The organism is Williamsia muralis, assembly GCF_051487485.1.
GTDB classification, from domain to species: Bacteria; Actinomycetota; Actinomycetes; order Mycobacteriales; family Mycobacteriaceae; genus Williamsia; species Williamsia muralis_B.
In genome coordinates this window covers 60918-81598 of record NZ_JAHVCV010000004.1, presented here as the reverse complement: position 1 = coordinate 81598, position 20681 = coordinate 60918, and the positions used below count along the sequence as shown (strand labels likewise).

Below are 20681 nucleotides of genomic sequence, written 5' to 3'. Positions count from 1 at the left end.
TCTCCTCGTTGGCGAAAGCTGTTGTTGGACAGGAGAAATCTGCAAGTCGACCCTTGCGAACATGTGTTCGAATACGGTATTATGAAGACATCAGTCGGGCAGCTGGCGCGGAGTTCGATCGATGTCACTGCTGTGGGGGTCCCTGGGGAGGGGTATGAGGATGCGGGTTCTCGATGTGGTCGACGATGTGATGGGAATGGCCGTTCCTGATGACCCACCGAGTGTTGTGGGTCTGGTCAAGGACCTGATCACCCTTCGCAATGCGACCGAATGCAAGTTGTCTGCTGCGGCAGCGCATATCGAACGCTTGGGAATAGCGAAGAAGTCAGGCTCTACCACCTCGAAGCTGTTGCAAGCCAACGGAGTGGCTCCAGCGGTTGCATCTCGGTGGTTGCGGATCGGGACCGGACTGACCGGTTTGGATCGCACCGCTGGCTACTTCCGCGACGGATTCCTGTCGACCGAACACGTTGATGCGGTGGTGAGGGGGTGCGCGCACGTCGTGGCCCGGGCGGGATCCGAGATGGTTGCCGAGGAGCGGACGGACATCGAACGGAAGTTGTTGAGCCACGCCATCTCCGGCGCCTCGCCCGACGAGGTGGGCAAGGCCGCGCGCAAGCTCGGAAATCAGGTCTCTGGGAACACGGGTGGGCTCCCGGCGTCCGAGGATTCGGCGATGAACACCGTGGACTTTGCAGTTGTCGACGGTCGGTTCGTGGGAAAGTTCGATCTCGATGCGGTGATGGGGGAGAAGATGCGATCTGCCCTGAACGTCTGGAGCAAACCGCGCCCTGAGCCCGACGGAAGTGAAGATCGCCGGTCTCCCGCGCAGCGCAGAGCCGATGCGCTGCACCAGCTATTGGACTGCGGTGGTGGGCAAACATCGGCGCCGGCCCCGAGAACGGAAGTGATCGTGACTGTTCCGGCCGATGAACCCGATCGTGCATCGTTGCGGTGGATGGGCCCTATCACCGAAGCCACTGCCGCCGCGCTTGCCTGCGACTCGTCCATCACATCGGTGACCTTGGACGGCCAAGAAGTGCCGATTGATTTGAGCCCACCACGCCGCCTGTTCACCGGCCTGCTGCGCAAGGCGATCATCATTCGCGACGCGTGCTGTGTGAAATGCGGAGCACCCGCGGAATGGTCCGACTGCCACCACATCGTCCACTGGCAAGAAGGTGGCCCGACCACCCTGGAGAACGGGTGCCTGCTGTGCCGCACCTGCCACCGCGCAGTTCACAACACGGATTGGGACGTTGTCATGGGACCAGACAAACACCCATGGCTACTACCGCCCGCTGACCTGGACCCGCTGCGAAAACCCCTGCCGGCCTACAACCGTAGGACGCTCACCCTCGCTGCGTGAATGCGGCCGAGCCGCACAAAGCTGCACGACCACACCGAACTGCTAGGCCGATAGATCGATAGACCGACTCGCAACCGGCCACACGGCTGGAACCGCGATAGAACATTGACAACTTCACAGTGTGAACCACCCGCGCGATCAGCGAACGGTACGAGCCAGGGTCAGGCCCCGGGCGAGTCTGCGGATGTTGTCGGCGATGTCCCGAACCCGTCCCACGAAGGTGTCGTGCGTGACGCCGGAAGAATGCGGCGTCATCAGCAAATTGGGGAGTTCGGCATAGGGCAGATCGCCCGGCACACCGCGACCATCCGGGCCTGGGTACGAGTACCAGACGTCGATGGCGGCCGCGCGAATGGTGTTCGTGCTGAGGGCATCGTAGAGAGCCTGCTGCTGAACAAGTGGCCCCCGTCCGACGTTGACCAAGACTCCATCCGAACCGAGCGCCTCGAACTCCGCGGGACCGATCATTCCTCGGGTATGAGCGTTCAGCGGTGCCGAGACGACAACGACGTCGGACTCGGTCATCAGGCGGCCCACATCGGTGGCATCGCCCGCCCATGACAGGCCCTGTGCTTCGGCGTCGACGGTGCCGCGGCCGGTGACCGCCGACGCGGTGCACCCCAACGTGCGCAGCAGGTTCCAGCTCTTCGACCCGATGTGGCCGAACCCCACGAAGCCGATGTGCGCGTCCCGCATGGTGAGGGGTTGGGGAAGGGAGTCGTCGTACACCGATGTCGCCCACACTCCTTGACGGAGTGCCCGATCGTGAGCGAGGAAACCACGGCGCAGCATGACCGACGTGGACAACACGTATTCGGCGATCGAGTCCTCGTGATGGAACGTGTTGGCGACTTTGGTGCGAGGTCCGAGCGCGTCGAAAGCGACATTGTCGGTGCCCGCCCCTGCCACGTGCACCAGTTGCAGTCGCGGGGCGGCGGCGGCCATTGCTGTGGTGAACCTGCCGCCCACGTACACATCGGCTGCCGGGAGATCGCTGATGATCGCCCGCTCGTCGAAGCGCTGGTGCCACCGGACCTCACTCTCGGCAGGCAGCAAGCTCTCGAACAACTCGCGATGCGGCAACAGATTCCGGTCGCCGACGACGATCACCATCCGGCCCCATGGATCGCTCATGCCCGAACCAGTGCTGGACGCTTGCTGTCGAAACTCCAGCCCGGTACCAGAAATTGCATCCCGACCGAATCATCGCGGGACCCCAGGCCCTCGCGGAGGTACAGCTCGTGTGCGGCGTCGACCTGGTCCATGTCGAGCTCGACACCGAGACCGGGCCGGTCGGGAACCGTGAGGTGACCGTCGCTGATCTCGAACGGCTCCCTGGTGATCCGCTGACCGTCCTGCCAGATCCAGTGGGTGTCGATGGCCGTGATGTCGCCGGGTGCGGCAGCGGCGACGTGAGTGAACATGGCCAGTGAGACGTCGAAGTGGTTGTTGGAGTGCGATCCCCACGTCAGGCCCCACACATCACAGAGCTGAGCCACCCGCACCGATCCGGCCATCGTCCAGAAGTGGGGATCGGCCAGTGGGATGTCGACCGCGCCGGATCGGATGGTGTGCCCCAACTCCCGCCAGTCGGTGGCGATCATGTTGGTGGCGGTGGGCAGCCCGGTGGCCCTCTTGAACTCACTCATCACTTCACGCCCGGAGAAGCCGCCCTCGGGTCCGACCGGGTCCTCTGCGTAGGCGAGCACGTCGCGCAGTCCGCGGCAGGTCTCGATCGCCTCCGAGAGCAGCCAGCCGCCATTCGGATCAAGCGTGATGCGCGCGGCCGGGAAGCGTTCGGCGAGCGCGGTCACCGCGGCCGCTTCCTCCTGGGGTGCGAGAACCCCGCCCTTGAGTTTGAAGTCGGAGAAGCCATATCGAGCGTGCGCGGCCTCGGCGAGAGCGACGACGGATTCCGGGGTCAGCGCCTCCTGGTGCCGTAGTCGAAGCCAGTCGTCGGACTCACCGGAACCGTCGAGGTAGTCGAGTCCCGTCTTGGTGCGGTTGCCGACGAAGAACAGGTATCCCAGCGCCTGGACGCGCTCACGCTGCTGGCCGTCGCCGAGGAGGGCGGCAACCGGCACTCCGAGGTGTTGGCCCAACAGGTCGAGCAAAGCGGATTCGACTGCGGTGACGGCGTGCACAGTGGTGCGAAGATCGAACGTCTGATTGCCTCGGCCACCCGAGTCGCGATCGGCGAAGGTGCGCCGCATGTCGCCGAGAATTGCGTTGTGATCACCCACGTGGCGTCCGACAACCATGTCGATTGCGTCGCACAGGGTCTGACGAATCGGCTCGCCGCCCGGCACCTCGCCGACCCCGGTGTTGCCGTCCGTATCGGTGATCATCACCAGGTTCCGGGTGAAGAACGGAGCATGTGCCCCGGACAGGTTGAGCAGCATGCTGTCGCGGCCGGCGATCGGGATCACCCGCATCTCGGTGACCGCGGGAGCACCACGCGATATTCGCGATGTGGCTGATGACGTCATGGTGGAGCCTTTCGCTGTTGTGATTTCAGATGATCTGTTGCCCGATGAGCAGGACAGCCCCCACCGAGGAGATCGCGATGGAGAGCCTGCGTAGCCGCACGGGGTCGAGCAATGTGTTGACGAATCGAGAGGCCGCGTAGCCCAGCACAATTGCCGGGATGAGGATCAGGAACATCTCGGCGTTCTCCCGTTCGATGGCGCCGGCGGCGGCCAGCACCGCGATGGACATCAACGACCCGACCAAGAAGAACGCGCTCATGTTCCCGCGCAGCCGGGGGCCGCTTGATCCCTGCAACACCAGGGCCATCGGCGGCCCACCGATCGAGGTCGCGGTGCCGAGCAGACCCGACGCAGCGCCCGCAGTCGCGAGGTTTCGTCGCCGCGGTGGTGGCGCCCAACCCATCGTCGCCATGACCACACCGGCCAGCACCACCGCCGCGAGCAGCAACGCCAGTCCGCGTTCGGGCAGGAACAGCAGTAGCAATGCCCCCGCGATAGTGCCGGGGACACGGCCGGCCAGCGCCCACCCGGTGCCCCGGAGGTCGAGGCTCTGCCGTTCACGGACCACGACGAGCAGCGTCACCACCACCGCGGACATGATCAGCGTGCCCGGGATGAGCGATGGGTCGACCAGTGCGACGATCGGTGCGGCAAGCATTCCCATGCCGAAGCCGATCGACGCCTGCATGCAGGCGGCAGCGAACACTGCCACGCAGATCACGACGAGAGCGGTGATGCTCACCCGACCGCGGCGGGCATACCGAGCGACACCGTGTTACGCGGGTGGAAGCACTCGGCCACGTGTGCCGGACCGCTCAGCGCTGCCCGGATCGATTTGCGCTGTGGAACGTCGGTGGCGACGGGCGGCGCCGACTCCGCGCATTCGGAAGTGGCGTGCATGCAACGAGTACGAAAGCGGCAGCCCGACGGCGGATTGAGCGGCGAGGGCACCTCGCCCTCCAGGATGATCCGGGTGCGCCGGGTTCCGGGGTCGAGAGTGGGTGCCGCGGACATCAGCGCTTCGGTGTACGGGTGCATCGGGGTGTCGAAAACCCTTTCGGTGGGCCCTGTTTCGACGATACGACCGAGATACATGACGGCGACGCGGTCGGCCACGTGCCGCACGACCGACAGATCGTGCGAAATGAAGACGTAGGAGATGCCGAGTTGCTGCTGCAGGTCGTTGAGCAGGTTGAGCACCTGGGCCTGCACCGAGAGGTCCAGTGCCGACACAGGCTCGTCACAGATGACCACCGACGGGTTGAGGGCCAGCGCTCGGGCGATTCCCAACCGCTGGCGCTGCCCACCCGAGAATTCCTGTGGCGAGCGGTGCTCGTCGCTGGGGCGTAGACCCACCAGATGCAGGAGTTCGCGAACCCGCGCGGCCCTGTCTCGCTTGGACTTGTAGAGGGTCTTGTGGGTCCGCCACGGCTCGGAGATGATCTCGGCGGCCGTCATCCGCGCGTTGAGTGAGGCATACGGATCCTGGAACACCATCTGGACGCGGCGTCGCAGGGCGAGCATGTCCTTGCCCTTGAGGGTGTACGGATCGACGCCATCCCAGCTGACCGTCCCGGCGTCGGGACGCTCCAGCATCATCAGAGTGCGGGCGAGAGTTGACTTGCCACAACCTGACTCACCGACCAGACCCAGTGTCTCACCGGGGGCGAGATCGAGGTCGATCCCGTCGAGCGCCTTGAGCTCGGTCTTGCCGTCTTTGCCTGCCGGCACCCGGAACGTCTTGGTGAGGTCGCGGACTTCGAGGACCGACGATCCCGTCGATCTCGGTTGTGCGGACTCAGACATTGCCGACCTCCTCGGTGAAATGACATGCCGCGGAACGGCCGGTGGCGATTGACTTCAGTGCAGGTCGGGAGGTGGCGCAGATGTCCTGTGCCAGGGGGCACCGGGCCTGGTACACGCACCAGGTCGGGATCGAGTGCAGGTCCGGGGGAGTGCCACCGATGGACTTGAGATCTTCGCCGCGTTTGGCGTTCACGGGCACCGAGTCGAGCAGCCCCTTGGTGTAGGGGTGTCTCGGACGGGAGAACACCTCGGCGACCGGACCGGTCTCGACGACGTTGCCGGCGTACATGATTGCCACACGGTCGGCCTGCTCGGCCACCAGTGCCAGGTCGTGCGTGATCAAGATGACCGCCATGTCGAACTCGGCCCGCAGATTCTGCAACAGGGACATGATCTGTGCCTGCACGGTGACATCGAGCGCGGTGGTCGGTTCGTCGGCGAGGAGCACCTTGGGGCTCAGGGCCACCGCCATCGCGATCAGCAGTCGCTGCCGCATGCCGCCCGAGAACTGATGGGGATAGGAGTCGATACGCGACTCGGGCTCGGGGATGCCGACGTGCTCCATCAGCCGGATGGCCTCGCGTTTGGCGGCGCGCGAAGACATCCCGCGATGGATACGGAACGGCTCGGCGAGCTGGGTGCCAACCGTGTACACGGGGTTGAGCGCGGTCAGTGCGTCCTGGAAGACGATTGCCAATTCGGTTCCGGCGACCTGGCGGCGCTTGCGCTTGCTTGCGGTCGTCAGGTTGGTGTCCCCGAGCATCACCGTGCCGTCGGTGACATCGGCGATCGGGTCCAAGAGCCCGACCAGGGCCTGGGCGGTCATGGACTTGCCGCATCCGGACTCGCCCAGCAGGGCCAGCGTCTCGCCGCGGCGGGCGACAAACGAGACGTGGTCGACTGCCCGCACCACCCCGGTGGGGGTGCGCAGGTCGACGGTCAGGTCGGTGACGTCCAGGGCGATCCGCTCGTCGGCGGTGGTCGCGCCGGGATCGGCGATGGCTGGTGCGCTCATGCGACTGCCTTTCGTGAGGAGAACAGACGGCGGCGGGCACGCGGCACGGTGAGGCGCCAGCGCTGGCCGGGATCGGTGGCGATCCGGGCCCACGCCGCGAGGATCGTGGCGGACACCGTGGTCACCACGATGGCCAGACCGGGGAAGAACGACAGCCACCATGCGGTCTGCAGGTAGGTGCGTCCCTGCGACACCATCAGGCCCCAGCTGATGTCCGGGGGCTGGATTCCGATGCCCAGGAAGCTCAGCGACGACTCGGCCAGCATGACAAAACAGAAGTCGAGGGTGGCAACGGTGAGCAAGGTGGGCAGCAGGATCGGCAGGACATGCGAGCGGATGATCGATCCGCTGCTGGCGCCGAAGGTGCGGGCCGCGTCGACGAAGACCCTGCTCTGCAGTTCGGCCGACTCCGCCCGTGCGGTACGCAGGTAGATGGGGATACGTGTGAAGGCCAGCACCAGAACGATATTGGCCGCACTCGGCGAGAACACGTAGAGCACCACAACCGCCAGCAGCAGAGACGGAAAGCTCATGATCACGTCGGCGACCCGCATCGCCGTGGTCTCGCGCCAGCCGCGGTGGTAACCGGCCCACATGCCGATCACCGAACCGATGACGCAGGAGATCACCACGGCGGGCAGGGCCACCATCATCGTGGTCTGACAGGCGACGATCAGACGGGCCAGCATGCTGCGACCGAGCGGGTCGGTGCCGAGCACGTTCATCCAGCCGGTGTCGAGGTCGAACGGGGCCAGATTCGACTGGTCGAGGTTCTGATCGGTGGCGGCGCTACCCACCAGCCACGGTCCGAAGCAGGCGACGAGGAGGACAAACGCGAGGATGCCGGCGGCGACGGTGGCCATCGGATCCCGCAAGAGCAGTCGCCAAAGGGGCATCTTGCTGGACGGAACCTTGCCTGTGGCAACGGAATCGCCGGTGATGTCTGTGGGCGCGACCAGCGAACCGGTGGGATCGGTGACTGTGGACTCGGACGGTCCGGTGACAATCGACATGACGTTCTCCTAGACCTTTACCTTTTCGCGGACCCGCGCGTCCAGCAGCGCGTAACCGGCGTCGATGACGACGTTGAGGATGAAAATGCTGACAGCGGTGAGCAATACGGCGGCCTGCAGCACTGCGAAGTCGCGTTGCAGGATCGAATCGATCATCAGCTTGCCGATGCCGGGCCAACCGAAGATGGCCTCCACCACCACCGCACCGTTGACCAGTGCGACGGCGAGGTCGCCCGCCACGGTCAACGCCGGTGCGGCGGCGTTCCGCAGCGCATGGTGCGTGACGACGCGCATGTCGCCGGCGCCTTTGCTGCGGGCAAGTCGCACATACGGCGCGGAGAGCGCCTGCACCATCGCGCCCCGGACCACCTGGGTCAGGACTCCCAGCGGCCTGATCAGCAGTGTGGCGATCGGCAGGATCCAGGAGAGGGTGCTGCCCGTACCGGACGTGGGCAGCCAGCCCAGGACCACCGCGAAGATCCAGATGCCGGTGATGGCGAACCAGAAGTCGGGGACGCTCGCCGCGGTCATCGACAGCAGCGACGAGAAGCGGTCGGCAAGAGAGTTGGGCCGGAAAGCAGCCCAGCAGCCCAGGATCACGGCGCCGACGATGGCCAGCAACATGGTGAAGAACGCCAGCTGCAACGTCGCGGGGAATGCCCGCAAGGCCATCTCGGCGGCCGACTCGCCGGTGCGCAGGGACTCGCCGAAGTCCAGGTGGACCACGCCGCCCAGGTAGTCGAGCATCTGGTTCCAGACGGGCTTGTCGAGACCGTTCTCGGCCGCGAACTCGGCACGCTGATCCGGGGTCGCAGACACCGGTAGGTAGAGGTTGGTGGGATCACCGGTGAGTCGGGCGAGCAGGAAGACACCGAAGAGCACGACCAACAGGGGGATGAGGCTGGTGTACATGCGGCGTCGCAGGAAGGCGAACATCTCTCACCGCTTTCTCGAGGACATGGGGCTGGTCATGACAGGTTCCTTCGGGTGGTGTGGAACGCGGGGGTCAGTCGTTGCCGGAGGCGGTGGCATGGGTCATCTCGGCCAGTCGCATCTCGTCGCCGGTCGCCGAGTTCGGTTGGTAGGCAACCGACGGCGCCTTGGCCAGTACCGCGTTCATGTGGGCGAGGTAGGCGTACTGACGGATCTTGCTCGGCTCGTCGGCGAGGACCGCGGCGAACGCCCCCTGGCGGGCATCACCGGTCTGGTTCTGGGCTGTCTCTATCTCGGCGTCGAACTCGGGCGTGCCGTAGGTGCTCTGGTAGCCATCGCTCAGCAGGTACTGCTCGGCGGTGAACTGGGCATCACCGGCCTGGTTGCCGTGCTGGATCATCAGCAGGATCGGTCCCTCGTCGGGGAAGGGGCGGATCTGATAGAGCATCTGGCCCGAGGTGTCCATCATCTCGATCTTGACGTTGAGACCGATCTGGTCGAGTGAGTTCTGGATGACCTCGATGGTCTCGTTGATCTTCGGGTACATCCCTGTGCGCCCGATGAGCTTGATCTGCTTGTCGACCGGCACTCCGTCTGCTTTGGCTTCGGCCACAAGCGCTTTCGCGCGGTCGAGGTCGTAAGGGGTGGCAGAGATCGTGTCGTTGAACCCGATGATGCTCGGGCCGACGAGCTGGGCTGCCGGATCCCCGAGGCCGCGGAAGAGGGCCTTGATGATCCCGTCGCGATTGATCGACAGGTCGATGGCCTCGCGAACCCGGTAGTCGTCGAGCGGTGGTTCATCCGCCTGCATCCGCAGCGCGGTGGTCTCGTTGTTCGGGTACGAGACACCCAGGTCTCCGGCGCCGTCTTCAGGGCCAAGGTAGGTGGCGATCTCCGCCTCGTCGTTGGTCACCATGGCTGCGCGCACGCTGCCCTCGGTACGCCACTGGTACACCGCACGGCTGTACTCCGGGGTGGGGCCGGCGTACTCGGGATTGAGCGCCAGAGCCAGCTTTTGGCCCGGATCCCAGTAGTCGACCCGGTAGGGCCCGGTGCCGATCGGGATACGCACCTTGTCTGTGGTGTCGGTAGTGGTCGGGACCATCTCGATGAACGAGACACGCAGCGGCAGAATCGGATCCGGCGTGGGGGTGGTCACTGTCACCGTCGCCGGATCGGTCGCTTCGACGACCAGTTCGTCGTCACCGAACACATAGCCGTCCACCTCGCAGCCGATCGTGGAGTTGATCGTGCGATTGATGGAGAAGGCGGCGGCTTCGGCATCGAACGGCGTGCCGTCGCTGAAGTTGACGCCCTGGTGGATTCGGAACGTCCAGGTGTTGGGAGAAGTCTGTTCCCATGAGTCGGCCAGCTTCGGCTCGAGGTCACCGGTATCGGGATTGCGTTCGATGAGCGGCTCGGTGATGTTGGACCGGACCACGGGACCGGTGGCCGTCAGCGAGGCATCGCACGGCTCGAGCGTCGGAGGCTCCTGCGGGAGCACGATGCGCAGGGTGTTCGGGTCGGCAGCGTCGGTCTGTGTCGAGTTGGCGACCGAACAACCGGTGGCCAGGGCGGCCACGGCGGCCATGGCGACGACCGCCCGTACGGAATGGCGTCGGGATGCCGGCTGCGGGGCTGCGGCGTGCATGGGTCCTCCGTTGATGATGGTGAATCGCGTCGATCGAGACGCTGGCCGTTTGTGACGGTAGCCACAACCTAGAAGTGCCCCGAGGAGGCGTCAACAGGCCAAAACGCCTGCAAACCGCCATTTCTGTCGGTGATGGGCGTCACTGGATGTCCGATCTGGTGACACGACTCACCTGCAATATAGCCTCTGACCTGCCGCATTACGGATTGCTCGTCGCCGAGCCCACTCGGCGGCCAAGCCAGTGATGCCGTTTGGGTATCAGTCCATGTTATTTACGAGTTGGACAGGTATTCCTGAGGCGGCTTACCGTACGGGTAACTCGATGAAGACCATGATGGTCTTTTTCTGTCGTCAGGAGGCACGATGGCCGATGTCGCACCAGTCGCGGCACGACCGGCGAAAAGCGCTGCACCACAGCAGTATCGCGACTCGGCAGATGAGGCGGGACGGGTGCTGCAGGTCGGCCCGCTCAAGCCGTCGCTCGCTGAGTCCCTGGCCGCCGGCTACGGAGCGTTGTTGCTTCCGGACGACAGTTCCAGAGAAGGCTTCCTCGCCACTCGGGGCGATGCCGTCGCCGCTGTTGTCACCTCTGGCCGCACGGGCGTCGACGCGGCGCTGATGGCGCAGTTGCCGAACCTCGGCGCGATCATCCACTTCGGCGTCGGTTACGACACCACCGACGTCGAGGTTGCTCGGCAGCGGGGCGTGGGCGTGAGCAACACCCCGGACGTCCTCACCGATTGCGTTGCGGATACCGCGGTGGGACTGCTCATCGACACGCTGCGCGGTTTCTCTGCCGCGGACCGGTACGTGCGGGCCGGCCGGTGGGCGGACGAGGGTAACTTCCGCCTGACGCGCAAGGTGACCGGCGCCCGAGTAGGAATCATCGGACTCGGCCGAATCGGTTCGGCAATTGCCGAGCGCCTCAGAGGTTTTGGCTGCAGCATCGCCTACCACAACCGCCGCGAGATAGTCGGCTCGCCGTACCGGTACTCATCGTCGCCGGCCGAACTGGCGGCGTCGGTGGATGTACTCGTCGTGGCGGCTTCCGGTGGTGAACACACCCGGCGGCTCGTCGATCGTGATGTCCTCGAGGCGCTGGGGCCCAACGGCTTCCTGGTGAACGTGGCGCGGGGCAGCGTGGTCGACGAAGAAGCGCTGGTCGACCTGCTCACGTCCGGCGGTCTGGCCGGCGCGGGTCTCGACGTGTTCGCCGACGAGCCGCACGTCCCGGCTGCGCTCGTCGGCCTCGACAACGTGGTGCTGCTGCCCCATGTCGCCAGTGGCACCACCGAGACCCGCGCCGCGATGGAAGCCCTGACGCTGGCCAACCTCGACGAGTATCTCGCCCAGGGCACGCTGAGGACGGCCGTCCTGCAACCTGAACCGAAAGGAAGGCCGCGCCCATGAGCGTTGTGCTGAGCTATGTTCCCTCTACAGAGGGGCGCGGTGCGTTGTCGTTCGGTTTCGCCGAGGCACGCATGCGCGGAACGGATCTGATGGTCATCGCCGAGGACGACAGCGGATCGTCTCCGGAGTTCGAATCGGATCTCGACGCTGCACGCCGGGCCGCTGGTGCGGCCGACGTGGCTTTTGCGATCGAGCCGAACGACCCGGCCCTCTCTCACGCCGACAATCTCATCGACGCGTCGTATCGCGACGATGTCGAGCTCATCGTAATCGGTATCCGTCGCCGTTCACCGGTTGGCAAACTGCTGACCGGCAGCGCCATGCAACGGGTTCTGCTCGACGCGCAGTGCCCCGTCGCCGCAGTCAAACCCCCGGTACGCTCGGCTGTGTGACGACTGCTTCACGGTTCGACATCATATCCATTCGCGTTGCGGTAGAACGTCTTCCATGATTCGTGCCAGTGCCGGATTCGGATTGTCAGGGCGCCACGCGGCATTCATCTGAACCGGGCGGTCCCGAACCGCGGTCACCTCTTTGAACACGACGCCCTCGGGATGCATGGTGGCGGCCGATTCCGGCACCAGTGCCATTCCGAGACCGGATCTGACCAGCACCAGCATGGTGTGCACCTGGGTGACGTATTGGACGTAACGCGGTGTCGCGCCGACGATGGTGAACGTGCTGATCAGCAGCTCGTGAAAATAGCGGGCGTCGACGGGGGAGTACATCACCACAGGACGGTTGTCGAAGTCCTCGATGGTGAGGTGCTCGGCATCGATGAGATCGTGATCCGCGGGCAAGGCGGCGATCAGCCGCTCGTGATGGATCGGCCGGCTACTGATACCTGGACGGGTCATGATGGGGCGCACGAGTCCCAGGTCGAGCTCTCCGCCGGACAGCGACTCGATCTGTGCGGAAGAGACCATCTCGCGCAGAACGAGTTTGACGTCGGGCAGTACCTCGCGGGCGGTGGCGAGCAACCGCGGCAGTACTGCGTGCGCAGATGCGCCCGTGAAGCCGATGATCACGGTGCCGAGATCGCCGGCAGGCACTCGGCGCACGGTCAGTACGGCGCTCTCGGACAGCCGCACGATGCGGCGGGCGTCGGGCAGAAAGGCCGACCCGGCGGCGGTCAGCGTGACCGAACGACTGGTCCGGTCGACGAGTTGCACCCCGAGTTCGTTCTCCAGTTGCTGGATCTGCCTGCTCAGTGGCGGCTGCGTCATGTGTAGACGTTCGGCGGCTCGGCCGAAATGGAGTTCTTCGGCGACGGCGATGAAGCAGGTGAGGCGAGCCAGCGAGAACATTGATCCACTCCCGGTATCGGAATTGGGCGCGTAAGCGGCCCAGTGGATCAATGTACGCGCCGGTTCAGCGCCGTACGAGCGGGTTCACCAGCGCGGGCAGGTGTTCTCGAACGACGGGTCGATGGTTTTCATGTATCCGGTGTCGTCGCGGTCCCGGATGCCGCAGTCGAGATATTGCTGGTGCAGAGCCGCGAGGGCATCATCGTCGATCTCGACACCCAGTCCCGGCCCCGACGGAACCGGCACTGCGCCGTCGACGATGGACAACGCTCCCGCTTGTACGACGTCCTCGGTTTTCCACGGCCAATGAGTGTCACAGGCGTAGGACAGATTGGGCGTTGCGGCGGCCAGGTGGACCATGGCGGCGAGGCTGATTCCCAGATGCGAGTTGGAATGCATGGAAAGGCCCAGCCCGAAGGTCTCACAGATCCCGGCGAGCAACCGCGACCGTTGCAGGCCACCCCAGTAGTGGTGGTCGGAGAGAACCACGGACACCGAGTTCTGCCGGACCGACGGTTCGAGCTGGTCGAAGGCGACCACGCACATGTTGGTGGCCAGAGGCATCTTTGCTTCCGCCGCCACTTCGGCCATGCCCTGCAGGCCCGGTGTCGGGTCTTCGAGGTACTCGACGACGCCGGCGAGTTCGGATGCCACCTCGATCGAGGTGTCGACCGTCCACGCCGCGTTGGGGTCCAGCCGCAGCGGCAGGTCGGGGAATGCCGCCCGCAGCGCCTTCATGGCCGCGATCTCCTGCTCGGGAGGAAACACGCCGCCCTTGAGCTTGATCGCCTTGAATCCGTACGTGCCGATCATCCGCTGCGCCTGCCGGACGAGACCCTCCGGGTCGAGCGCCGCACCCCACTCGTCGGGGTCCGCTCCGGGATGGGCGGCCCACTTGTAGAACAGGTACGCACTGAACGGCACCTCGGTGCGCACGGCGCCGCCGAGGAGATCCGATACCGGCCGGCCCAGAGCCTTGCCCTGGATGTCGAGGCACGCCACCTCGAAGGGTGACAGCACCCGGTCGGTGGTGCTGGCGGTGGTGATCATGCCGGCCACACCGTCCCCGCCGCTGACCGACAGCGTGCCCAAGGTGGCATCGATGGTCGTTCGCAATGCGTTGAGCGCGAACACATCGTGTCCGGTGATCGCCTTCGCGGACGCCTCGAGCCGAGCCAGATGCGCGGTGTCGGCGTAGGTTTCACCCAGTCCGACGATTCCGGCGTCGGTATCGAGCTGGATGATCGCCCGCAGTGCGAAGGGCTGGTGGACGCCGACGGTGTTGAGCAGCGGCGGATCGGCGAAGGCGACCGGGGTGATGCGGGCGCCGGTGATCCGGATCGGTCCAGTGGGCATCAGACCGCGACGGCCGGTGACAGGGCGCCTTCGAGGACGGCCCGGCCGGCAGCGGTGATCTCGATGAGCTCCTGCTGGTGCGCCTGTGTCAGCGGCACGAGCGGTGCGCGAACCGGTCCGGCATCGAGACCTTCCATCGTGACGCCGAACTTCACCATCGACACCGCGTAACCGGGGACCTGGTTGCGCAGGCGGACCAGCGGGTGGAAGAACTTGCGCAACAGAGCTTCTGCGAGTTGGTCGTCCCCGGACTCCAGGGCGTTGTAGAACGCCAGCGCGATCTCAGGGGCAAACGCGAAGGTTGCCGAGGAGTACAGGGTGACGCCGATGGCTCGGTAGGCCTGCTGGGTGATCTCGGCTGTGGGCAGACCGTTGAAGAACAGGAAGTTCTTGCCCGAAGGGGCCAAGGCGTCCTTGACGGCCATCACGATGCGGGCGACGTTGTCCAGGTCGCCGGTACCGTCTTTGAACCCGATGACGGTGGGCAGCTGCGCCACCTCGACCGCGGCAGCCTCGTTGTAGACGGCCGAACCGCGGTTGTAGACGATGAGCGGGAGGTCGGTGGCGGCAGCGACGGCGCGGGTGTACTCCACGAGCCCCGCGGGCGGCATCGTCACGAGGTACGGCGGTAGGAGCAGGATGCCATCAGCGCCCGCGGCCTCGGCGCTACGTGCGAATTCCTTTGCCTGGACCAGCGATCCGCCGGCACCGGCGAACACGGGCACCCGTCCGGCCACGACCTCGACCGCCGTTGCGACGATCTTGCTGAACTCGTCGAGCCCCAGAGCATGGAATTCTCCTGTGCCGCAGGCAACGAAGACGCCACCGGGCCCCGCGGCGACACCCTTCTCGAGGTGCTCGGCGAGCAGGGTGTAGTCCACATCTCCGGACGGGGTGAATGGGGTGACGGGAAAGAACAGAACTCCGTCGAGCATCAGATTTCTCCTTGAATGGGTGGGGTTGGTCAGTCTTGGACGAGGCGGCCGTCAATGCGGCGCCACAGCTGGTCGGGGTTGCCGTCGGCGATTGCCGACGGCAACAGTGCGGGTGGGACGTCCTGGTAGGCGACCGGCCGCAGGAACCGCTCGATGGCAAGCGATCCGACGGACGTGGTGCGCGAATCGGACGTCGCTGGGTACGGGCCGCCGTGGACCATGGCGTGACCGACCTCGACCCCGGTGGGCCAGCCGTTGAACAGGATCCGGCCCGCCTTGAGTTCGAGAACGCTCAAAAGCTCGCCCGCCGCCCCGAGGTCGTCGTCGTCGCAGTGCACCGTTGCGGTGAGCTGGCCTTCCAGGCGTGCCGCGACGGCGCGTACCTGGTCGGCATCAACGCATTTGACCACCAGACTGGTCGAGCCGAATACTTCCTCCTGCAACACTTCTGATGCCAGGAACGTGTCGGCGTCGGTGCTGAAGACAGCGGCGCCGCACGTGTTCGGCCGGTCGGTCGTCGGGGCCTTCGCCTCGGCGGTCGCTGCGGCCGAGAACGCCTCGACGCCGTCGGCATACGACCTCGCGATGCCGGGGGTGAGCATCGGTGCAGGGGCGGACGCGGCGATCGCGTCGCTTGCTGACCGCACGAAGTCATCCAGAGCGGGGCCGTCCACGGCGATGACCAGGCCGGGGTTGGTGCAGAACTGCCCGGCACCCATGGTCAGCGACCCCACGAATGCCTGCCCGAGGTCGGTGCCCCGGTTCCGCAGGGCGGACTCCATCAGGAACACCGGGTTGACCGAACTCATCTCGGCGTAGACGGGGATGGGTTCGGGCCGGCCTGCGGCGGCAGCGACCAGAGCGGTTCCACCAGAACGCGATCCGGTGAATCCGACAGCCTTGATCCTCGGGTCTGTCACCAGGCGGGTACCGAGGATCGGTCCCGAGCCGTAGAGGAGCGAGAACGTTCCGGCAGGCATCCCCGTACGGGTGATTGCCTCGGTGATGGCGCGACCGACCAGTTCCGAGGTACCGGGATGAGCGTCGTGTGCCTTCACGACCACCGGGCAGCCGGCGGCGAGAGCCGAGGCCGTGTCGCCGCCCGCCACGGAGAACGCGAGGGGGAAGTTGCTGGCGCCGAACACTGCCACCGGTCCGAGGGGGATCTTGCGTTGCCGGATGTCGGCGCGTGGCAACGGTGTGCGATCGGGCTGTGCGGGATCGATGCGTGCACCGTTCCAGCCGCCGTCTCGCAATACGCCTGCAAACAAGCGCAATTGTCCTGCGGTCCTGCCCACCTCGCCGGCGATCCTGGGGCGGGGGAGACCCGATTCGGAGCAGGCTCGGTCGACGAGGGTGTCGCCGAGAGATTCGATGTTTTCTGCGATCGCCTCGAGGAATTCGGCGCGGACGGTGGACGTGGTCGCCCGATACCGGTCGAAGGCGGCAGCAGCAGCGGCACAGGCGGCGTCGACGTCACTGTCGGACCCGTAGGAGTAACCCGGTTCGAGGACGTCGCCGGTCGCCGGGTCGAGACCGTGCACGGTGTCGCCCTGTCCGGTGACAAAGGTGCCTGCGATGATCATCTGCCCGGTCAGAGCGTTCATCTGCGCCTGCCCTGTCGCGCGATCTTCTGTCGTCGTCATGTGCCGACTCCTACCTGTTGTGCGTACTTGTACGGCCATCGCGATCGCGGCCGACCTGCGTCGTCGACCCAGACCACGCCGCCCAGCGGCAGGCGTGACCTGGGTCATACATCGACCGTAGGCCGCTTATTCATTCATGTCCAAGTCAAATATGGACGTGTTCAATAGCCAAGTTGTATCGACCGACGTAAGCGGACGGTTGCGGGTAACAGATAGGCGCCCGATCTGCCCGTGGCGGTGAAGTACGTTCGTCGAATGGAGCGAATGACACCCATCGATGCCCAGATGTACTGGATGTCGAGTCGAGTTCCGAACGACCAGTTCCTGCTATTCGCGTTCGACGGTGAGGTCGGCAACCTCGAGTCGGCCATCGACGACGTGCTCCGGCGTGCGGCGTCGAACGTCGATCTGACATTGCGGATCGCCGACCCCGGCTGTGCTTTCGACTACCCCTACTGGGTCCGCCATGGGGTCGGACCAGATCACGTCGCAGTGCACCAGTTGCCGCAGCCCACCTGGTCGGGTTGCCTTGCGGCCGTTCAGGATCTGTTCGCAGATCAGCTCGACCTCCGCGACAGCGTGTGGCGTCTGCATGTGTTCGAGGGTGTCGGGGAAGTTCCCCGTTGTCAGGGGCCGGCGACGGTGGTGGTCCTGCAGATCGGACACGCCCTCGCCGACGGCCGCCGTGCGACGGGCGTGGCCAGGAGTCTGTTCATCGATGCCGGAGAACCGCGACGCCGCATCGTTGTCGCGAAGCCCGAGAGCGGCTACTCGACGGTGCGGGCGGCAACGGTCGCGGCGATCCGGACACCCAAACAGCTCGGCTCATTGGGTCTGCGTGGGCTGAATGCTGCTGTGACGCACCGAAGGCTGGTCACGGACGTGGCCGACGGATCCGTGCCCCCGCAGGCCGATGTGCGGCCGGCGCTGCCCACCAACAACCGGCCGGAGGGTCGCCGCGAGATCCGCACGCTGGTTCGTGACCGCGACGACTTTCCGGGGCCAACCGTCACCGTCGGAGCGCTCGCAGCCATCTCGCTGGGGTTGTCGGAGCACCTCGCCAGCCGCGGTGTCGACACTGCCACGCTGGGTGCGGAGCTGACTGTCGCGAAACCAGGAAAACCCCTCGCTCGCAACCATTTCCGGAACGTCGGTGTCGAACTGTTCAGCACCACGGCCTCATGGGAACGAAGAACCGAGCAGATCGCCGAGGCGCTGATGCATCGTCGATCACGTGGTGCTCATCCCGCGTTGAGAGCAGCCGACGAAGCCTTCGCGGCAGTCCCGGCTCCTTTGTTGTACTGGGGAACAACGCAATTCGACCCGACTGCGGCTGCACCCATGGTCATCGGGAACACGGTGGTGTCGAGTATCAACCGCGGCCCGGCCGACCTGACATTCGGCGGGGCGCCGGTTGCGTTCACGGCCGGCTACCCGGCCCTGTCTCCCGCGATGGCCGTCACCCACGGGGTGCATGGAATCGGCGACACGGTGGCGATCAGCGTGCACGCCGCAGAGTCGGCGATCGGGAACATCGACGACTATCTCGAGTCGCTGAGTGCGTCCATCGCTTGGAACCGTATCGTCGCCGGACGTTGACCGGCGCTCTTGTGTGACGTCAGTGGTCGTCGGTTCCGTTCTTGGTGCGTACCAACCGTTTCGGCAGTCGGCCGACGAGTTCGCCCAGCGGGAGCACGGCCTGGCCGAGGACTTCGGCGGCGTCGTTGAGCTGGTCCACCGTCTCCTGCAGCTTCCGGATGTTCGGCGCGAGCTCGCCGATCACCTCGACGAGTTCGGTCAATCGGTCCAGTGGCCCGCCCGGCGCGATGGTGCGCTCGATCGCGCCGTTCTCGCCCAGGAGTTGCTCGAGCAGCCCCTCTTCGGCCACGAGGCGGTCCATGAAGCCTTCGTCCTCGGCGAGACGGTCGAGCAAGCCGCCCGTCGTCGTCAACTTCGCGAGGATTCCGTCCTCGGCGAGAAGTCGGTCCACCGGGCCACCACGAGAGAGGAGCCGATCGAGAGGTCCACCGTCTTCGGTCATCTGATAGAGCACGCCGTCGTCGGACAGCATCCGGTTCACGAGTCCGTCATCGGACACCAGCCGCTCCAGGGGGCCGTCCTTGGCCAGGATGCGGCCCAGAGAACGGTCGTCCTCGAGGAGTTCGGCCACCTGGCCGATCAGTTGGAGGGGACTGCGTCCGGGAGGTCCCTGAGACACCCCCATCGCCACCGTGATCTCGTGCTGCACGTTCTCGATGGCGATACGACTGACCGCCACGCTGGCCTCGACGGCCGACAAGGCCGCCCCTGCGATCGCGAATCCCAACCGGGTCGGGAGTTCGATCACCAATCTGGCATCCATGCCGTTCACCCTAAGACGTCCCCTCCATGCCGGTGGCCGATCACCCTGCTTTGGCCTTTGCCTTCTGTTCCTTCTTGAAGGCCCGCACCTTCTGCAGGGATTCCTCGTCCACCACGTCCGCCACCGAGCGGTACCCGGCCTTGCTGTAGTCGCCGACCGCCTTCTGCCAGCCGGTAGGGGCGACGCCGCATTGTTTGGCGAGCAGTGCGGTGAAGATCTTGGCCTTCTGGGCGCCGAAACCCGGCAGTTCGTTGATGCGTTTGACCAGATCCGGTCCGTCCGCCGCTTCGTTCCAGATCCGTGCGGTGTCGCCGCCGTACTGTTCCACCACGATGGTGGCCAGAGCCTGCAGACGTGCGGCCATCGACCTGCCGTAGCGGTGGACGGCCGGAGGAGTGGCACACAGGTCGGCAAACGAGTCGGGCTCGGCGGCGGCGATCGCGGCGGGATCGAGACTGCCGAACCGTTCCCTGACCTTGGCAGGCCCGGCAAATGCTCGCTCCATAGGGAACTGCTGGTCCAGCAACATCCCGGCCAGCAACGCGAAGGAATCGGTACTGAGCAACTCGTCGGCGGACGGGTCGCCCGTGATGTGCAGACTGGTCATGGACACGAAGTCTAGTGCCGGGCACCCAACCCACATCGACGCGCGCGAGGACCCGTCGCACCGAACCCCGATCACCGGTGACTCGGTGGTGATTGAATGCTCGACAGGACGGTCCGGGTCGGGGAGAGCGGAGTCGGTCATGTGGAGACGTACGCGAGTTGCGGCGGCGGCCCTGGCTGCCGCGGCCACGATGTCTGCGCTGGCCGCCGGCCAGTCCTCGGCCGAGCCGTACACCGAACCCAACCTGGTCGACACCGTGCGCTGCGACAGCGCCGACCCGTGGTCGCCGGGCAGACTCAGGATCGACATCGACGTGTACAACGATGTCGTCTTCCCACCCGACGGGGTGCGTGGGCCTGTCCTCTACCTCAGTGCGAACAACTCGCGTCCTGGCTTCCTGCTCGAATACAACGTCGAGGCAACCGTCCGCTGGGTCAACACCACCACCGGGGCGCGCGGGACGACGATCATTCCGGCGCGGGGCCGTTCGGCCAGTTGGGAAGGTTCCCTGCCGACCGGCCGTGGCCACGTGGCCTACGTTGTCACCCAGAAGATCGGTGCGCTCGCCTTCATGCCCATGGTGAACCCGCAATCGTCGACCTGTCGCGGCGCTGCGACGGTGTGACCACCGGTCGGGTGGGGCCGTGGAGTTCCCCTTCTCGCGCCTGCGTAAACGCCTGCGGCCCCGATAACCGGTGACCGACTTGTGACCGACTGTCTTTCGGGGACTTGCGAACTCGCCTGACATGACAGGAGTAACGTCAGCTCTTGGCGTATGTCGT

19 protein-coding genes are annotated in these 20681 nt (G+C 65.6%); 5 read left to right on the top strand and 14 right to left on the bottom strand.

Annotated features, from left to right (window positions below):
* The first annotated feature begins 160 nt into the window (after window positions 1–160).
* The gene (locus tag KXR83_RS11790) at window positions 161–1369 is read left to right on the top strand and encodes a DUF222 domain-containing protein (RefSeq protein WP_437425020.1); all 1209 of its coding nucleotides are present in this window, start codon (window positions 161–163) and stop codon (window positions 1367–1369) included.
* Window positions 1370–1507: 138 nt separating this feature from the next.
* On the opposite strand, the gene KXR83_RS11785 is transcribed toward KXR83_RS11790, so the two are convergent.
* The 8 genes from KXR83_RS11785 to KXR83_RS11750 form a co-directional block, all read right to left on the bottom strand.
* Window positions 1508–2482, bottom strand: a complete 975-nt coding sequence (locus KXR83_RS11785; protein WP_437425358.1) for a 2-hydroxyacid dehydrogenase — start codon at window positions 2480–2482, stop codon at window positions 1508–1510.
* 17 nt (window positions 2483–2499) lie between these two features.
* Entirely contained in the window at window positions 2500–3858 is a 1359-nt protein-coding gene (gene gudD, locus KXR83_RS11780) for a glucarate dehydratase (RefSeq protein ID WP_437425019.1), read from the bottom strand.
* Between the two features lie 25 nt (window positions 3859–3883).
* The gene (locus KXR83_RS11775) at window positions 3884–4600 is read right to left on the bottom strand and encodes a sulfite exporter TauE/SafE family protein (protein WP_437425018.1); all 717 of its coding nucleotides are present in this window, start codon (window positions 4598–4600) and stop codon (window positions 3884–3886) included.
* Window positions 4597–5664 carry an ABC transporter ATP-binding protein gene (locus KXR83_RS11770; RefSeq protein ID WP_437425017.1) on the bottom strand — a complete coding sequence of 356 codons (1068 nt, stop codon included), beginning with the start codon at window positions 5662–5664 and terminating at the stop codon, window positions 4597–4599. Before KXR83_RS11770 ends, KXR83_RS11775 begins: the two co-directional genes overlap by 4 nt.
* Entirely contained in the window at window positions 5657–6679 is a 1023-nt protein-coding gene (locus KXR83_RS11765; protein WP_437425016.1) for an ABC transporter ATP-binding protein, read from the bottom strand. The genes KXR83_RS11770 and KXR83_RS11765 overlap by 8 nt, the downstream gene beginning before the upstream one ends.
* Window positions 6676–7692 carry an ABC transporter permease gene (locus tag KXR83_RS11760; RefSeq protein WP_437425015.1) on the bottom strand — a complete coding sequence of 339 codons (1017 nt, stop codon included), beginning with the start codon at window positions 7690–7692 and terminating at the stop codon, window positions 6676–6678. Before KXR83_RS11760 ends, KXR83_RS11765 begins: the two co-directional genes overlap by 4 nt.
* Before the next feature lie 9 nt (window positions 7693–7701).
* Complete coding sequence (locus tag KXR83_RS11755) at window positions 7702–8628, bottom strand: ABC transporter permease (protein WP_030164191.1); 927 nt, start codon at window positions 8626–8628, stop codon at window positions 7702–7704.
* A 70-nt stretch (window positions 8629–8698) separates the two neighbouring features.
* Window positions 8699–10216 carry an ABC transporter substrate-binding protein gene (locus KXR83_RS11750; protein ID WP_437425357.1) on the bottom strand — a complete coding sequence of 506 codons (1518 nt, stop codon included), beginning with the start codon at window positions 10214–10216 and terminating at the stop codon, window positions 8699–8701.
* 423 nt (window positions 10217–10639) lie between these two features.
* On the opposite strand from KXR83_RS11750, the gene KXR83_RS11745 reads away from it, so the two are divergent.
* A complete protein-coding gene (locus tag KXR83_RS11745) occupies window positions 10640–11686 on the top strand; it encodes a 2-hydroxyacid dehydrogenase (protein WP_437425014.1) in 1047 nt (348 codons plus the stop codon).
* Window positions 11683–12078, top strand: coding sequence for a universal stress protein (locus tag KXR83_RS11740; RefSeq protein WP_437425013.1), 396 nt, complete (start codon window positions 11683–11685; stop codon window positions 12076–12078). The genes KXR83_RS11745 and KXR83_RS11740 overlap by 4 nt, the downstream gene beginning before the upstream one ends.
* Window positions 12079–12099: 21 nt before the next feature.
* Here the strand turns inward: KXR83_RS11740 and KXR83_RS11735 are convergent, their stop codons facing one another.
* The 4 genes from KXR83_RS11735 to KXR83_RS11720 form a co-directional block, all read right to left on the bottom strand.
* Window positions 12100–12993, bottom strand: a complete 894-nt coding sequence (locus KXR83_RS11735; protein WP_023963249.1) for a LysR substrate-binding domain-containing protein — start codon at window positions 12991–12993, stop codon at window positions 12100–12102.
* A gap of 84 nt (window positions 12994–13077) precedes the next feature.
* The gene (locus tag KXR83_RS11730; RefSeq protein WP_437425012.1) at window positions 13078–14349 is read right to left on the bottom strand and encodes a glucarate dehydratase family protein; all 1272 of its coding nucleotides are present in this window, start codon (window positions 14347–14349) and stop codon (window positions 13078–13080) included.
* On the bottom strand, window positions 14349–15284 hold the full coding sequence (locus KXR83_RS11725; protein WP_437425011.1) for a 5-dehydro-4-deoxyglucarate dehydratase: 936 nt from the start codon (window positions 15282–15284) through the stop codon (window positions 14349–14351). The genes KXR83_RS11730 and KXR83_RS11725 overlap by 1 nt, the downstream gene beginning before the upstream one ends.
* A 29-nt stretch (window positions 15285–15313) precedes the next feature.
* The gene (locus KXR83_RS11720; protein ID WP_437425010.1) at window positions 15314–16930 is read right to left on the bottom strand and encodes an aldehyde dehydrogenase (NADP(+)); all 1617 of its coding nucleotides are present in this window, start codon (window positions 16928–16930) and stop codon (window positions 15314–15316) included.
* Between the two features lie 255 nt (window positions 16931–17185).
* Here KXR83_RS11720 and KXR83_RS11715 point away from each other — a divergent pair, with 255 nt between their 5' ends.
* On the top strand, window positions 17186–18529 hold the full coding sequence (locus KXR83_RS11715; protein WP_437425009.1) for a wax ester/triacylglycerol synthase domain-containing protein: 1344 nt from the start codon (window positions 17186–17188) through the stop codon (window positions 18527–18529).
* A gap of 19 nt (window positions 18530–18548) precedes the next feature.
* Here KXR83_RS11715 and KXR83_RS11710 read toward each other — a convergent pair whose 3' ends face one another.
* Window positions 18549–19292 (bottom strand): hypothetical protein, encoded by a 744-nt coding sequence (locus KXR83_RS11710; protein ID WP_247209756.1) that lies wholly within the window; start codon window positions 19290–19292, stop codon window positions 18549–18551.
* A 40-nt stretch (window positions 19293–19332) separates the two neighbouring features.
* Window positions 19333–19899, bottom strand: coding sequence for an HhH-GPD-type base excision DNA repair protein (locus tag KXR83_RS11705; protein WP_437425008.1), 567 nt, complete (start codon window positions 19897–19899; stop codon window positions 19333–19335).
* 139 nt (window positions 19900–20038) lie between these two features.
* Between KXR83_RS11705 and KXR83_RS11700 the strand changes: the two genes are divergently transcribed.
* Window positions 20039–20524 (top strand): hypothetical protein, encoded by a 486-nt coding sequence (locus KXR83_RS11700; RefSeq protein ID WP_437425007.1) that lies wholly within the window; start codon window positions 20039–20041, stop codon window positions 20522–20524.
* Window positions 20525–20681: the final 157 nt, after the last annotated feature.

Coding starts and splice junctions, on each gene's coding strand:
- KXR83_RS11790 (WP_437425020.1), top strand. CDS start 161: ATGCGGGTTCTCGATGTGGTCGACGATGTGATGGGAATGGCCGTTCCT.
- KXR83_RS11785 (WP_437425358.1), bottom strand. CDS start 2,482: ATGGTGATCGTCGTCGGCGACCGGAATCTGTTGCCGCATCGCGAGTTG.
- gudD (WP_437425019.1), bottom strand. CDS start 3,858: ATGACGTCATCAGCCACATCGCGAATATCGCGTGGTGCTCCCGCGGTC.
- KXR83_RS11770 (WP_437425017.1), bottom strand. CDS start 5,664: ATGTCTGAGTCCGCACAACCGAGATCGACGGGATCGTCGGTCCTCGAA.
- KXR83_RS11765 (WP_437425016.1), bottom strand. CDS start 6,679: ATGAGCGCACCAGCCATCGCCGATCCCGGCGCGACCACCGCCGACGAG.
- KXR83_RS11760 (WP_437425015.1), bottom strand. CDS start 7,692: ATGTCGATTGTCACCGGACCGTCCGAGTCCACAGTCACCGATCCCACC.
- KXR83_RS11755 (WP_030164191.1), bottom strand. CDS start 8,628: ATGTTCGCCTTCCTGCGACGCCGCATGTACACCAGCCTCATCCCCCTG.
- KXR83_RS11750 (WP_437425357.1), bottom strand. CDS start 10,216: ATGGCCGCCGTGGCCGCCCTGGCCACCGGTTGTTCGGTCGCCAACTCG.
- KXR83_RS11745 (WP_437425014.1), top strand. CDS start 10,640: ATGGCCGATGTCGCACCAGTCGCGGCACGACCGGCGAAAAGCGCTGCA.
- KXR83_RS11740 (WP_437425013.1), top strand. CDS start 11,683: ATGAGCGTTGTGCTGAGCTATGTTCCCTCTACAGAGGGGCGCGGTGCG.
- KXR83_RS11735 (WP_023963249.1), bottom strand. CDS start 12,993: ATGTTCTCGCTGGCTCGCCTCACCTGCTTCATCGCCGTCGCCGAAGAA.
- KXR83_RS11730 (WP_437425012.1), bottom strand. CDS start 14,349: ATGCCCACTGGACCGATCCGGATCACCGGCGCCCGCATCACCCCGGTC.
- KXR83_RS11725 (WP_437425011.1), bottom strand. CDS start 15,284: ATGCTCGACGGAGTTCTGTTCTTTCCCGTCACCCCATTCACCCCGTCC.
- KXR83_RS11720 (WP_437425010.1), bottom strand. CDS start 16,930: ATGACGACGACAGAAGATCGCGCGACAGGGCAGGCGCAGATGAACGCT.
- KXR83_RS11715 (WP_437425009.1), top strand. CDS start 17,186: ATGGAGCGAATGACACCCATCGATGCCCAGATGTACTGGATGTCGAGT.
- KXR83_RS11710 (WP_247209756.1), bottom strand. CDS start 19,292: ATGGATGCCAGATTGGTGATCGAACTCCCGACCCGGTTGGGATTCGCG.
- KXR83_RS11705 (WP_437425008.1), bottom strand. CDS start 19,899: ATGACCAGTCTGCACATCACGGGCGACCCGTCCGCCGACGAGTTGCTC.
- KXR83_RS11700 (WP_437425007.1), top strand. CDS start 20,039: ATGTGGAGACGTACGCGAGTTGCGGCGGCGGCCCTGGCTGCCGCGGCC.